General features: G+C 67.5%; 8 protein-coding genes. 5 read left to right on the forward strand and 3 right to left on the reverse strand.

The window, feature by feature from the left end; genetic code table 11:
• Positions 1 to 1,214, reverse strand: a 1,214-nt coding sequence (locus IVW53_13070; GenBank protein MBF6606498.1) for a PD40 domain-containing protein, incomplete at its 3' end; no start/stop codon positions are given.
• Positions 1,215 to 1,557: 343 nt separating this feature from the next.
• Here IVW53_13070 and IVW53_13075 point away from each other — a divergent pair.
• Both IVW53_13075 and IVW53_13080 read left to right on the forward strand, forming a co-directional pair.
• Positions 1,558 to 2,127 (forward strand): GNAT family N-acetyltransferase, encoded by a 570-nt coding sequence (locus IVW53_13075; protein MBF6606499.1) that lies wholly within the window; start codon positions 1,558 to 1,560, stop codon positions 2,125 to 2,127.
• Positions 2,128 to 2,327: 200 nt separating this feature from the next.
• Positions 2,328 to 3,581: an MFS transporter gene (locus tag IVW53_13080; GenBank protein ID MBF6606500.1), complete on the forward strand. Its 1,254-nt coding sequence runs from the start codon at positions 2,328 to 2,330 to the stop codon at positions 3,579 to 3,581.
• Between the two features lie 102 nt (positions 3,582 to 3,683).
• Here the strand turns inward: IVW53_13080 and IVW53_13085 are convergent, their stop codons facing one another.
• A complete protein-coding gene (locus tag IVW53_13085) occupies positions 3,684 to 4,904 on the reverse strand; it encodes a hypothetical protein (protein ID MBF6606501.1) in 1,221 nt (406 codons plus the stop codon).
• 144 nt (positions 4,905 to 5,048) lie between these two features.
• On the reverse strand, positions 5,049 to 5,663 hold the full coding sequence (locus IVW53_13090) for a uracil-DNA glycosylase (protein MBF6606502.1): 615 nt from the start codon (positions 5,661 to 5,663) through the stop codon (positions 5,049 to 5,051).
• A 249-nt stretch (positions 5,664 to 5,912) separates the two neighbouring features.
• Between IVW53_13090 and IVW53_13095 the strand changes: the two genes are divergently transcribed.
• The 3 genes from IVW53_13095 to IVW53_13105 are packed head-to-tail and all read left to right on the forward strand — an operon-like array spanning position 5,913 to position 14,697.
• Positions 5,913 to 9,458: a DUF3883 domain-containing protein gene (locus tag IVW53_13095; GenBank protein ID MBF6606503.1), complete on the forward strand. Its 3,546-nt coding sequence runs from the start codon at positions 5,913 to 5,915 to the stop codon at positions 9,456 to 9,458.
• Between the two features lie 20 nt (positions 9,459 to 9,478).
• The gene (locus IVW53_13100; protein MBF6606504.1) at positions 9,479 to 11,899 is read left to right on the forward strand and encodes a putative DNA binding domain-containing protein; all 2,421 of its coding nucleotides are present in this window, start codon (positions 9,479 to 9,481) and stop codon (positions 11,897 to 11,899) included.
• A 2-nt stretch (positions 11,900 to 11,901) separates the two neighbouring features.
• Positions 11,902 to 14,697, forward strand: coding sequence for a DUF1156 domain-containing protein (locus tag IVW53_13105; protein ID MBF6606505.1), 2,796 nt, complete (start codon positions 11,902 to 11,904; stop codon positions 14,695 to 14,697).
• Positions 14,698 to 14,700 lie beyond the last annotated feature (3 nt).

Genomic DNA, 14,700 nt, shown 5'->3' on the forward strand with positions numbered 1-14,700 from the left:
CGCGCCAGTCGGCACCACGCGCAATCCTCGATACAGGCCTTGTTGAGCCGCTTCTTCCTCGGCCGGGGCTTAACGTAGTAGGTGACGCCCCCGGCCGCGACCGCGACGATGCCGACCCCGATGAGGATCTCCCAGCCGTTGAGCGAGAGGCCACCATTGGAACTCGGCGGCGATGCGATCGACACGACGCCGCTCGGCGCAGCGGCAACAGGGCTCGCCGGGACGGACGGCGCGACTCCGCCGCCGGATGGAGTTGGAGCCGACGGTGCGGCCTCGAAGATCAACGCGGGGGTGTACGTGTCCCCGCCCACCGTGATCGGGATCGGGATCGAGGCGGCTTGCGTGGTGTCGCCGTTGAGCGGGCGCCAGAACAGCGCGAGCCCTCCTCCGGGGCCTGTCCCGGTCGTGATGTACTTCGTGCCATCGGCGCCTGCCTGGGGCTCGGTGTAAAAACCGCTCGCCGGCGACTCGGGCGTCTCTCCCCCACCGAGCGTCTTGAGAAAGACCTGCGACTTCGTGCCATCCGGAGAGGACCGCGCAAAGAGGAACCACGTCGCGTCGATCCACGACACGTAGCCATCGTCCGGTCCGGCCGTGACGGCCGCGGCGTTGGAACCGTCAACGTTCATCGTCCAGATCCGCGACCCGGACTGACCGTTCGCGCCGAGCCGGCTGTTGGCGAAGGCGATCCTGGTCCCGTCCGGAGCGAAGGCGGGCGAGCCGTTCGAGCCGGACAGGTGGGTCAGCTGTTTCTGGCCCGATCCGTCAGGCTTCATCGTCCAGATCTGGTAGCCCGAAACCACCGAAGTCGAGCCCGAGAAGGCGATCAGGCTCCCTTCCGGAGACCAGCCCGGAGTCCCCGCCGACATGGGTGGACGGGTCAGCCGAACGACCCCGCTGCCATCGATGTTCATGGCGTAGATGGAGTAGCCACCGCCGTCCTCACCGGTGTAGGCGATGCGGGTCCCATCGGGCGAGACCTTGGGCGAGTAGTGGGCGGCCGGGCCCTTGGTGAGCGCACGGCCACCCGAGCCATCGATGTGGAAGCTCCAGATCTGGGCGAGTCCGTCGCGCGTCGACACGGCGATGATCCCAGCCTCGATGCGGACCTGCGGCGGGTTCGCTGCGGAGGTGAGGCTCGCGCTCAGGAGGATCGCGAGTCCGGCCAGCAGCGGCGTCGCCCGGACCACCGTGGCGTTGAGACCCCGAGCCATGGCTGGCCTTTCGCGGCCGATCTCGCAGGAGCGGTGGCACTCGCTCGACGTCGCGATCGCGGCAGGCGGGAGTCTACTCCCCGCCTCTGGCCACGGATAGCCCCCGTCTACCTGCGCCAGCCATTCGCGCGGGGTCGGATCGACAGGCCACGCCCCCCCGAACGAGGAGCGCCGCCTCGACGCCACCACGATGGCGAGATCGTGTCTGTTCATGCCTCACTGTTGGCGAGGATCCACACGGCACGCACGTCCCTCGGTGGTCGTTTGAGCGAAACCTGACACGTCCAATGTGCCTTCGTGCGACCATCGCCCGGTGACGACGTCGCTGCCAGCCGAGTCCCAACTGACGATCGTGCCGCTCACGCCGCAGCGGCTCGACGATCTCGCCACCCTCTTCGACCAGGGCGGCGACCCCAAGTGGTGCTGGTGCGCCTATTTCCGCGCCCGCGGCCGGAGCTTCTCGAACTCCACGGCCGTCGAGAATCGGTCCCTTCTCGGCGAGCTCGCAGATCGCGGTCCAGCGCCGGGTTTGATCGCCTACCGGGACGGCCGGGCCGTCGGCTGGGTCAGTCTGGGACCACGCGAGGACTATGAGCGGCTCGCGTACTCGACGACTCTCGCGCCGCTTGACGAACGTCCGGTCTGGTCGATCGTGTGCTTCGTGGTCGGTCGGCGGGAGCGCGGACAGGGCCTCGCCGGCGCGCTCCTCGATGCCGCCATCGACCACGCCCGTGCCCACGGCGCGACGACCATCGAGGCCTACCCGGCCGACACCGGCGGTGATCGGATCCCGTCCGCGACGGCCTACAAGGGGACGCTCTCGATGTTCGAGCGAGCCGGCTTCACCGTCGTCGCGCGCCGACAGCTCAGCCGGACGACGCCGGTCCGCCCGATCGTCCGTATGGAGCTCTGAGCAGCTCGCCCCGAACGCTGACGCGTAGGATCTGACCTCCACCCCAGTCAGCGGCTGCGTTGGTCCTGCACGTAGAGCGAAGGTCCAGAGAGGGACCTGAGGAGCGCGGCCGCGATCGTGATGGATGTCAACGCGGCGAGCGTGGTGGGCGGCGCCGCATCAGGCTGCCGGCGCGATCGTCGAGTGGAGCGCACCGAACCATGACCCCATCGCTGTGGCGACACGCGGACTTCATGAAGCTCTGGGCTGGGCAAACAGTGTCAGAGCTCGGCTCGGTGGTGACCCGAACGGCGGTACCACTCGTCGCCCTGCTGGTCCTCGGAGCGGGCCCGCTCGAGATGGCGCTCCTGGTCGTCTCGGCGAGCCTCGCGGTGCTTCTCGTCGGCTTCCTTGCCGGCGCCTGGGTCGACCGACTCCGTCGTCGGCCGCTGCTCATCTGGGCCGACGCGATCCGAGCCGTGCTGCTGTTCTCGATCCCCGGGGTGTACCTCGCCGGCGTGCTCCGGATCGAGCAGCTGTACGTCGTCGTCTTCCTCGAGGGCTGCCTCGGGGCGCTCTTCGATGCCGCCTACCCGGCCTACGTGCCGTCGCTCGTGGGGATCGATCGGGTCGTTGATGGCAACAGCAAGCTGGCGACGAGTTCCTCCCTCGCCGAGATCGGTGGCCCCGGCCTGGGGGGCGGGCTCGTGCAGGTGATCGGCGCGCCGTTCGCGATCCTCATCGACGCCATCTCCTTTGTCGTCTCGGTGATCTCGCTGGTCCTGATCCGTACCCCCGAGCCGCCGCGCCCACCTCGAACCTTGCGCACACCCATCCGACACGAGATCCTCGAGGGCTTCCAACTCGTCCGCCGGCACCCGGTGCTTGTCCCACTGACGCTCCGGTCGATCATCGCCCACGTCGCCGGTTCGTTCTACGGCGTCCTCTACACGATCTATCTCATCGAGGACCTGCACCTCAGCCCGGTCCTGCTCGGTGTCGTCATTTCAGCCGGCGGCGTCGGCTCGCTCGTCGGCTCGTTCTTCGCCTCACGGGTGATCGGCCGCCTCGGCTTCGGGCCAGCCCTCATCTGGACGGCCACCGGCGCGTCGATCGTGGGCGTATTGACGCCGCTCGCAGGCGGGCCCCTGCCGCTCGCGGCGCTGATGGTCTTCCTCCCTCAGCTGATCGGCGACGGCCTCCAGACGATCGAGGGCGTGGCCGAGTTGTCGCTCATCCAGGGGGTCATTCCCGACCGGATCCTCGGGCGTGTCAACGCGACCCTCGAGGTCTTCTCGCACGGGATCGCCTACCCGCTCGGAGCGCTCCTTGCCGCCACGCTCGCGGGCTGGATCGGCGTGCGCGGCGGGATCGCCATCGGCTGGGCCGGGATGGCGGTCTCGATCCTGCTGCTCGTGCGATCACCGCTACCCCGCGTCCGGCAGCCCTCGGACGTGCTCGTTGTGGAGGGCTGACCCCGCCCCGCAGCTTTGAATCGGATTGTCGACGGCCGGCAGCATCGGGTGTCGAGCGCCGCTGAGACTGACACGATCAGTGGATCGTGAAGGTTGCCTGACCTATCCGAGCAAGACCAGCTCGCCTGGGCTGTGTCCGCATACACCCGCCCATATGAGGATGCAGGCGACAGGCGTGATCCGCCGGAACACGGAGTCACCCTTTCGCTGGCCGTAGACCCTCGCCGCTATGTGGCCCTCAACAGAATCCAGAGACAGGCCGTCGTCGCCCAACTTGCAGTTCATGGCGTCTCCGCGACTGGCGTGGCCTCCGGTGCGCCCGAGGAGGGCGACTGCTTCTTCAAACACAGCCCAGGGCAGTAGTGGCTGTTTGGCGAGGTTGCTGACCGTGATTCCGTTCTCAGCAATCGAGGCAATGAAAGAGCCTCCCTTGAGGAGGGGTATTCGGGCTGTTGGCCCCACCGATTCAAATCCGCGCTTGATCCGGTCAACCACCGGTGCGGCATCATTGCTCGTCCCGCGCATGACCGGAGGAAGCGTGGTCGCGTGCGGCATGCCAGCTGAGGGAGATCCGAGACCTCTCCTTCGGATCTCCGCAGATCGCCCAGCAACGTCCGTGGCAACGACCGGAGGGTCGTTGGCCGGAGGTCCCCCCAAGCGGCCCATTCCGGACCGGCGAAGGGCCCCTTGCCTTGAACGTGGCCGGGGTCCGAGTGCCATGTCGTACAGCCGGCCGTAGGCGAGATGCGTGAACGGAGGTGAAACCGCCTGATCCAGCGGACCGTTCCGAGATTCGAAGGCTGCGAGGTCTTCAGCCACGCCCTCCAGGATCTCGACCCAGGCGGCGCAGGTCTCCGGCCGGCCAGCACCGATCTGCTCGCGGACGTTCGAGTCGAAGGCAGGACCGATCCGTCCGTCGGTCACGAGGAGAACCGCTTTGGTGATTCCAACGCAGGACGCGGTTCCGTCTGAGGGAAGACTCGAGAAGAGAGCCCCCAGGTCCGCAAGGGCATGGCTCTGCCGCGCCGTCCTGTGAGCGACCGTCAACACCGTCAGATCGCCCAGCCTATCGAGTGGCTCCGCCGCCAATTCGAGCAAGTCCTGAAGGAATGGCGCTCCGTGCTGAGCTTCCGACCTGATCCGACGCATTGTCTTTGGCCGGGTCGCTTGCCACTTGCGCAAGATCTGCCCGAACAGTCTCGCCTTGGCCCGAGGCTCGACCGCAAGCCAGGCGTCCCAGTCACTGACATACCGCGGGTCGAAGCCATCCACAGCGGCCCGGAGCTCCTCGGGTGTCATTCGCCTGATCGCATCGATTGTCATCCGCCACTCCCCAAGCCGAGGCTTTCACCGGCCGACCCCTCTTAAGGTGATCGTCCCCCGCCAAACGTCACGACCTGCTCATCGTGCTCGGGCCGTGCGCCGCCTTGCTCCGCGTGGAGCCGGGGTCGATTGTGCCGCTGGCCGTCATCGACGGTCAGGTTTGTTCGAGGTTGCTGCGACGGCGACGAGCCCGGCACGAAAGGCCGTCGCACCGCCGTTCGCAGGGTGGCGGATGGCCGCTAGGCGCGGCAGGGCGTGGCCAGCATGAAGACCGACGGCGACCACCAGAGCCGGCTGCAGGATCGACATGAGGCGGACAAGGAAGGGTCGGCCGGCCGCGAGTTCATCCCTCGTCGGGGTCCGGTTCGACAAGGGAGTCGATCCGGCGGGATGGGTCGGGCATACGTTCCACAGAATGGTGTCGTCCTCGAGCCCGAGCTCGGCGAGGATGCGATGGACGATCGACGCCGAGTGCTCGACGTGGCCACGTCGATCAAGGCTCGACCAGCGCTCCTGCGGGAGCGATCGTTCGGACGTGAAGGCCACCCCAGAGAAGCGACAGCCCGCGTATCCGGCTGCCTCCCCGACCAGCAGGAGCGCCGGGTGCGGGCGAGCTCGAAGGTGACCTGCCAGATTCGCGAGCCGGATCGCTGGCGCACCTGGTCGGTCGAGGGCTGGGTCGGCGTCGCGATACGGATTGAACGTCGTTCCGATCTGAGCTCGGGCCAGATCGTCGAGCAAGCGATCGAGAGCGTCCATCGCCTCATTATTGCCCAGCGCTCGCCGGAGGAGCGCCTGAGCTTCCTGTCGGAGACCCCTACCCGGGGCCGCGCTCCACACGAGGCTCCCATCGTGTCGGATCGGGGCGACGTCACGAGGCGCGGGGGTCACCTTGACGGCCAACATGGCACGCCCGTCGGCTATCGTTCACGCCAACAGGATTGCCCCGCGAACCTGAGCGCGAGATGGCACCACGGGTGACGAGGCCCGGAGAGGGAGAGTACAGCCATCGCCCACCTCGAAGACTTGAACAAGGGCGCCCTCGTCGCCGGCGTCGTCGCAGTCAACCCGGTGACCGTCGTCGACGTGACCTGGCACGGTTCCGAAGTCCTGACCCTCACGTACCGAACCGCGGACGGCACCGTGGCCGAGCGCCTGATCTACCGCGAGGACGAGCCGCGTCTGAGCATCGTCGAGGAAGGCAAGCCCTGGGCCTTCGACGGCGATGGGGAAACCTTCAAGCTCGCTTCCGAGGCGAAGCGGATCGACCTCGCCTACCTCTTCGACCCGTACGTCGCGGTCAGCACGAGCCTCGTCGAGCCGCTTCCGCACCAGATCACCGCCGTCTACGAGGCGATGCTCCCGCGCCAGCCGCTCTCGTTCCTCCTGGCCGACGACCCAGGGGCGGGCAAGACGATCATGACCGGGCTGTTCATCCGCGAGCTCATCGTCCGGGGCGACCTCCGGCGCTGCCTGATCGTCACCCCCGGGTCGCTCGTCGAGCAGTGGCAGGCGGAGCTTGCCGAGAAGTTCCACCTCGACTTCACCCTCCTCACCCGTGACCGGATCGAGGGCTCGGCGTCGGGCAACCCATTCGCCGACGCGGACCTGATGATCGCCCGACTCGACAAGCTGAGCCGCGACGAGGACCTCCAGCTCATCCTCGACAACGCCCCCGACTGGGACCTCATCGTCTTCGACGAAGCCCACAAACTCTCCGCCCAGCTGTTCGCGGGCGAGGTCAAGAAGACGAAGCGGCGCCTCCTGGCGGAGCGGGTCAGGCCCCATACCCGGCACTTTCTCCTCCTCACCGCCACGCCGCACAATGGCAAGGAGGAGGACTTCGAGCTGTTCATGAGCCTGCTCGACCCGGACCGGTTCGCCGGGCACAAGCGCAAGGCCTCTGACGCCGCCCCACCCGCGTCGGACCCGGGCGAGCTCATGCGCCGGTTGATGAAGGAGCAGCTCGTCAAGTTCGACGGGACGGCGCTCTTCCCGCCCCGCTATGCCTACGTGGTGCCGTACGACCTCTCGGGGCCGGAGGCTGCCCTCTACGAGCAGGTCACGACGTATGTCCGCGAGGAGATGAACCGCGCCGAGCGCCTCAAGGCGGAGGGCGAGGGCAAGCGCGGGCTCATCGTCGGCTTCGCCCTGATGGTCCTCCAGCGCCGCCTCGCGTCATCCCCCGCGGCGATCCACATGTCGCTCAAGCGTCGTCTTGCCCGCCTGGAGCGAACGCTCGCCGAGACGATGGTCGGGCGCGACGGCGCCCAGGCGCGCATCAATCAGCCTGACCTCACGGCCTTGACGATCGCCGACATCGAAGAGATCGACGACGACGAGGCGACGGCGGAAGAAGCCGAGGCGGCCGAGGAGACAGCAGTCGATCTCGCCACCGCCGCCAGCACCATCGCGGAGCTCCGTCTCGAGATCGAACGGCTCAAGGAGCTGGAAACCCTCGCCGCACACGTCCGCAAGCTCGGCACCGACACGAAGTGGACCGAGCTCTCGACGCTCCTCCAGGAGGCGCCCGAGATGCGCGATGCGGGCGGCGGGCGACGCAAGCTCATCGTGTTCACCGAGCACCGTGACACGCTCGACTATCTCGTCGAGCGGATCGGCACGTTCCTCGGGCGGCCGGAGGCGATCGTCGCGATCCATGGTGGGCTGCCGCGCGACCAACGGCGTGCTGCAGAATCTGCCTTCAAGAACGATCCCGCGGTCGTCGTCCTCGTCGCGACCGATGCGGCGGGCGAGGGCATCAACCTCCAGCGCGCCCACTTGATGGTCAACTACGACCTGCCCTGGAACCCAAACCGGATCGAGCAGCGGTTCGGGCGGATCCACCGGATCGGCCAGACCGAGCCGTGCCACCTGTGGAACCTCGTTGCCGATAAGACCCGCGAAGGTGACGTCTACGCCCGGTTGCTCCAGAAGATCGCCGTCCAGACGGAGGCCCTCGGGGGCACCGTCTTTGACGTTCTCGGTGAGGTCACCTACGAAGGCAAGCCGCTCCGGCAGCTCCTCATCGAGGCGATCCGGCACGGTGACAGCCCCGAGGTCCGGACCCAGATGACGCGGGTCATCGACGAGGCCCTCGACGTCGAACACCTCCGCGTGCTCCTTGCCACCCGTGCCATCGGGGCAAACCTCCTCGATACGACCAAGGTCGCCGCGGTTCGCGACGAGCTCGAACGGGCCGAGGCGAATCGCCTCCAGCCCCACTACGTCCGCGACTTCTTCCTCCAGGCATACAAGCGTCTCGGCGGCCAGGTCCGTGAGCGCGAGCCTGGGCGCTACGAGTTGACGAAGGTTCCCGGACGGATCCGGGATCGAGCCCGTGAGGCTGCGATGCGCCCGGGGGTCCTCGGCGCGTATGAGCGGATCGCGTTCGAGAAGGACCGGATCGCGGTCGTCGGGTTTCCGCTCGCCGAATTCGTCTGCCCTGGCCACCCACTCCTCGAGGCGACGATCGACCTCGTCCTTCAGGACCATCGGGAGCTCCTCCGCCGCGGTGCGCTGCTGATCGACGAGACCGACCCGTCGGACTCGATCCGAGCCCTCGTCTACCTGGAGCATGCGATCGTCGACGGACGACCCACACGTGACGGGCACCCGACCGTCGTGAGCCGTCGTCTCGAGTTCGTGGAGCTTGGGGAGGTCGATGCCGGCGGCGCCGGAGCAGCGCCCTATCTCGACTACCGACCGTGCGCGGACGAGGAGCGTTCCCTCGTTGGTCCGACGATCGATGCAGCTACATGGCTCGTCGGCACGACGCTGGAGGCCCGCGCCACCAACTATGCGATCGAGCGCCTCGCTCGCTCGCACCTCGCTGAGGTCCGCGAGCGGACCATCGACCGGATCGAGCGGACTCGCCGCGAGGTCCACGCCCGCCTGACCTACGAGATCAACTACTGGGACGGGCAGTACGCGCGGCTGCGCGAGCAGGAGCGGGCCGGAAAGCAGACCCGACTCGCCAGCGGAGTCGCCCGTCAGCGCGCCGACGACCTCGCCGATCGGCTCCGTTCCCGGACGCGCGAGCTGGAGCTTGAAGCGCAGGTCCAGGCGCTCCCACCGGTCGTCGTCGGCGGGGCGATCGTCGTGCCTCGGGGCCTACTTGATCGCCTGACCGGGAGGGCCCCGGCTGAACCCGAGCTGTTCGCCCGCGAAACCAGACGGATCGAGCGCCTTGCCATGGCCGCGGTCATGGCCGCCGAGCGCGCGATGGGACGCATCCCCGAAGACGTTGGCGACCGCAAGTACGGCTGGGACGTAGAGTCCCGGGAGCCCGGCGGCCGGCTCCGGCTCATCGAAGTGAAGGGCCGAGCAGAGGGCGCCACGACCGTCACGGTGACTCGGAACGAGATTGGGAAGTGCCTCAACGTGCCTGACCGCTGGTATCTCGCGATCGTCAGCGTGGACGGCGAGCGAGTCGCCGACCCGATCTATCTCCGGCGGCCCTTCTCGCTGGCGCCAGACCCTGCCTCGACGTCGGTGAACTACTCGATCAAGGACCTACTCGCCCAGGGCGAGGTCGTCGAGGCGGGGGCATGACTGATGCCGTGACGATCGAGTTGCCGGCGGCCGCGCTCGAGGCGGGTGTGGACGCCCTCCACCTCGGGCGAGAGATTGAGGACCACCTGCGCGGGCTCGGGCGAGTGCTGGTCGGGGATCTGCTTGCCAGCGGATACCTCGCACCCACCGCATGGGGCGCGCTCGGACCTTGGGCTGGGCGCGCGGCGTCCGAGGTCCTCCGCCAGCTCGCCGGCCACTGCTTGGCCGGCGACGTGGACTGGCGCGGTTTCTGGATAGCCCGTGGCATCACGATCGTCCCGGACGCCGTGAAGGCCGGCGTCCCAGGGATAACGCAGCTCGTGACCGCCGTCCCAGCGATCGTGCAGGCAGCTCTCGCCGATGACCGGCGAAAGGGGGCAGACCCCGCCCGCGAATGGGTGGTCATCGACAGCCGGAAGGGTCTCGTGTCCCAGCCCAAGACGTTGGAGGAGCTCGGGCCCGGAATCCTGGGCGTTACGAGGGAGGCAGTGCGGCTGATCGAGGCCAAGGCGATGCGCCGTATCGGCGACGCATGGGCGCGGGGCTTCCACGGTGTCACCTACCGGCTGGAGCCCGAGCTCGAGCCGTTGTTCGCGTCTCTCAAGGAGACATTGGCCGCTGTGGACGGCCCTCTGCCTGAGGAGCGGCTGCTTGAGCGACTCGACATCGGGCAATCTCAGAAGGGGCGCGACTATCGCCTGGTGGCGTTCGTGCTCGAGCTCGGGGGTATGGTCCGATTCGACGCTGATGCCGATCGTCGTCCGGTGATGTGGGCCCCGGCGACGGACCACGACGCCCGCGCCCGGATCGCGCTGGCGGACCGCATCGGCCGGTACCTCACCGAGGAGAACGCAGGCGCCCTGAGCTCCGCGGACATCGTCCTGGCCCTGAACAAGGCTGGCGGCGGCAAGCGGGTGACGATCGCCGAGGTTGAGCGAGCAGTTACGCTCACGCCGCTCGTGGAGCACCGGGAGGACGGGCGTTGGCAGGGGCGGTTCGAGTTTCTTCTCCGCCGCGGTGACCAAGCGTTTCGGATCATCAGCGCCGCGGGAGGGCCGGTTGAGCTCGCGGAGGTCGTCCGGCTGATCAACGCCCGCAACCGGCACAAGCCCGTGGAGATCCGGAACCTGTCGAACCACCTCGCGGGCGACGATCGCTTCGTCGCGATCGGCAAGAGCGGGCAGTGGGGACTCGCCGACCGCGACGCCGACGCGGCCGTCAACATCGTCGTCCTCATGATGGAGGTCCTGCGGCGTGCCGGCCACCCACTCGCGGCGGCCGAGATCGACGCGGCCGTCCGCGAGCGACGTACCGTAGGCAAGAACTCGGTGACGATGTACTTGGAGATGCGCTCCGAATTCGTGAAGCTGCCCGACAAGGGCTGGGCGCTAGTCGAGTGGCCCGAAGCTCGGAGAGCCAAGGTTGCCGACCAATCCGCCGGGCCCGCTGAACAGGCGAGGACCGCCGCGATCAAATACCTCAAGGAGCGCGGCGGAGAGGCAGTCATGGACGAATTGGCCGGAGCGCTTGCTGAGCGGCTGCGCACCTATCCAAGTCGTGTATCGGCCATTGTCCGCCGGCACGCCTCGTTCGAGGTCTTCACGCGCGATGGACGGTCCGTGATCAGGCTCGTTTCCGAGGACCCACGACCCCGCCGGGCACCGCGCAAAGAATCACTCGCTGACCGGATGGGCGCCCTCCTGATCCCGTACCTGACAGACGCTCCGGGCGGGGAGCGCGAGCTCGCCGATGTCGTCCGGTACGTCACCACCAAGATGGGCGTCATCCCCGCTACCGTGTACGGCTACGTCCGGCGCATTCCTGGCGTCGTGCGCATCGACGAAGGTGACCGCAAGCTGGTGCGGCTGGCCAGAGTGCCCGTCGACTCAGGCGCCGCCACCTGGCCGGAGCCGGCCACGGAGGCACGGGTTCGGGCCATCATGGCGGCCGGCGAGAAGCCCAACATTGAGTTCAAGTCCACGCTCCGATGGAACGTGAAGGCCAACCTCGACACGCCCGACCTGCTGAACAAGATGGTCACGAAGACCATCGCCGCCTTCGCGAACACGCTGGGCGGAACCTTGCTGATCGGCGTGGACCCGGTAGGCCGCGTGTGCGGTGTCGAGCTCGACACCAAGGTCATGCAGAAGCCGGGCGAGTCAGTGATCGACTGCTTCTCGCAGTACCTTGCAGTCGTGATGAAGAGCCAGCTCGGGCTCGAGGAGTCGGCCCACGTCGCGACGCAATACGTCGAGCTCGACGGGGGGACGGTCTGCCTTGTGGACGTACCGCCGGGCTACGGGCCCGTGTACCTGACGACCAAGGAGCTGGTCAAAGAACAGGCACGCGAGGTCACCGAGTTCTACGTGCGTAACGGAACCACGTCCGAAGCCCTGCCGCTGCCGAAGATCGCCGACTACATCAACAGGCACTGGAAGTGACGGTGCCCGTCAAGCGCAAGCTCATCGAGGTCGCTCTCCCGCTCGAGGCGATCAACGTCGCGTCGGCACGCGAAAAGACGATCCGCACCGGTAGGCCGGCCAACATGCATCACTGGTGGGCGCGCCGGCCGCTCGCCGCCTGCCGCGCCGTGCTGTTCGCGAGCATTGTCGACGACCCCTCCTCGGACCCCGACCGCTTCCCGACGCGAAAGTCCCAGGAGGATGAACGCACCCGCCTGTTCGAGATCATTAGGCGACTGGTGCAGTGGGAGAACACTGCGAACGAGGCGGTCCTCGAAGAGGCCCGAGTGGAGATCCGTCGCTCGACTAACGGCAACCCGCCGCCCGTTTTCGATCCGTTCTGTGGCAGCGGAAGCATCCCGTTCGAGGCCCAGCGGCTCGGCCTTACCGCATACGCGTCCGACCTCAACCCGGTTGCTGTTCTCATCACGAAGGCGTTGATCGAGATCCCACCGAAGTTCGCAAACCGCCCGCCCGTCCATCCCGACACCCGGCGCGGCTTGGGTTCTTCAGGGTCGTGGGAGGGAGCAGCCGGGCTGGCTGAGGACGTCCGCCGGTACGGCGCCTGGATCCGTGACGAGGCCGAGCGCCGAATCGGCCACCTCTACCCGAAGGCCAGCCTGCCGAAAGAACACGGTGGCGGCGAAGCACCAGTCATCGCATGGCTGTGGGCACGCACCGTTAGCTGTCCGAACCCTGCCTGCGGCGCCACGATGCCGTTGGTGCGCTCGTTCGAGCTCAGCAAGAAGAAGGGCAAGGAGGCGTGGGCGGCCCCGGTCATCAACCGAGCCGACCGGAGCATCTCGTTCGCAATCGGTGGACCTCACGGGAAGGCGCCCGACGGCACTGTCGGACGCCAAGGCGCGCGCTGCCTCGTTTGCGAATCGCCGGTGCCGCTCGAATACATTCGCGCAGAGGGCCGGGCGAAGCGGATGGGCGCTCAGCTGATGGCGGTCGCCGCGGAAGGCCAGCGAGGGCGGGTCTACGTTCCTGCAACTGGGGAGCATGAGTCGATCGCGCGGTCGGCAGAGCCAGCTTGGGCTCCTGAGACGGACCTGCCCGATCAGGCCCTCGGGTTCCGCATCCAAGCCTACGGGTTGACGAAGCACCGCGACCTCTTCACCCCCCGACAGCTCGTCGCCCTCACAACACTCAGCGAACTCGTTCGAGAGGCGCGGGAGCGTGTTGCCAGTGACGCGGCAGCGATTGGGCTGACGAGCGACGACGCGAGGCTGCGCGATGGCGGCAGCGGAAGTGACGCATACGCGGACGCCGTAGCGGTCTACCTCGCCTTTGCGCTGGACAAGCAGGTTGACCTAGGCAATGCCCTGTGTCCCTGGGAGCCGGCCGCTCAATGTCCTAGAAACCTCTTTGCCCTTCAGGCGATCCCACTGCAATGGAACTTCGCCGAGGGCAACCCTCTTGGGACGAGCTCCGGTTCATTCACGGTCGTCGCCGAATACGTCGCACGAACGCTCGCGGCCGCCTTCGCCGGGTCGGCCGGGGCCCCCGCTGCGACCGCGACACAGGCGGATGCTCGGCAGCTGGCACGCGTCTCGATGGTCGTCACGGATCCGCCCTACTACGACAACATCGGATACGCCGACCTGTCCGACTTCTTCTACGTGTGGCTGCGGCCAACGCTTTCGGACGTCTTCCCAGACCTGTTTTCCACTCTCACAACCCCCAAGAGCGGTGAGCTCGTAGCTGATCCTTTCCGATTGGGCGGCAGGCAGGAGGCGCATAAGTACTTCGAACGCGGCATGGTGGACGTCTTCCGAACGCTAGCGTCTCGCCTCGCCCACGATTACCCGATGGCGTTGTTCTACGCCTTCAAGCAGGCGGACGAGGCCAGCGATGACCCGGAGGGAAGGCCGAATTCATCGACCGGGTGGGAAACTATGCTCACGGGGTTGATTGAGTCCGGCATGGAGATCGGCGGTACTTGGCCAATGAGAACTGAGGGCGAGACACGCCTCCGGGCAATGGATTCCAACACCCTGGCATCCTCCATCGTCCTGGTCTGCCGCCCACGTTCGAGCGACGCTGGCGTCACGACCCGCAAGGATTTCGTTGCGAGCATGAAGCGCGAGATGCCCGAGGCGCTGCGTACGCTCCAGCACGGCAACATCGCGCCGGTGGACCTCGCTCAGTCGTCGATTGGGCCGGGAATGGCGATCTTCAGCCGCTACGCAAGGGTTCTCGAGCCTGATGGCTCGGCGATGCGGGTCCGCACCGCGCTCGCTCTCATTAACCAGGTCCTCGATGAGCTGCTTGCAGAGCAAGAGGGCGAGTTCGACGCGGACACCCGGTGGGCGATCGCCTGGTACGAGCAGTTCGGCCTCGACGAGGCGGCCTACGGGACTGCGGAGACCTTGTCGAAGGCCAAGAACACGTCGGTCGCTGGCCTGGTCGAGGCCGGTATCGTGGTGGCCTCGCGCGGACGCGTACGCCTCCTGGCTCGCGACGAGTACAGCCCGAACTGGGACCCGGCAACGGACGCACGCATTCCGGTTTGGGAGGCGACGCAGAGGCTCGTTCACGTGCTGCTGACCCATGGCGAGGCGGCTGCGGGCGACCTCCTTGCGCGCCTCGGCGGGCTTGGTGACACCGCCCGCGACCTTGCCTACCGCATGTACCACGTCGTCGAGCGCAAGGGCTGGACCGACGAGGCCCGGGCATACAACGCGCTCGTCGTGGCCTGGACTGACCTGTCCCGTGGCGCGGAGTCGGCCCGGGCTGCTCAGCCGGCACAGACGAGCCTCGGGCTCGAGTAGGGG

The sequence above is a fragment of the Chloroflexota bacterium genome, from assembly GCA_015478725.1.
Lineage (GTDB): Bacteria > Chloroflexota > Limnocylindria > Limnocylindrales > CSP1-4 > C-114.

Coding starts and splice junctions, on each gene's coding strand:
- IVW53_13080 (MBF6606500.1), top strand. CDS start 2,328: ATGACCCCATCGCTGTGGCGACACGCGGACTTCATGAAGCTCTGGGCT.
- IVW53_13085 (MBF6606501.1), bottom strand. CDS start 4,904: ATGACAATCGATGCGATCAGGCGAATGACACCCGAGGAGCTCCGGGCC.
- IVW53_13090 (MBF6606502.1), bottom strand. CDS start 5,663: ATGGACGCTCTCGATCGCTTGCTCGACGATCTGGCCCGAGCTCAGATC.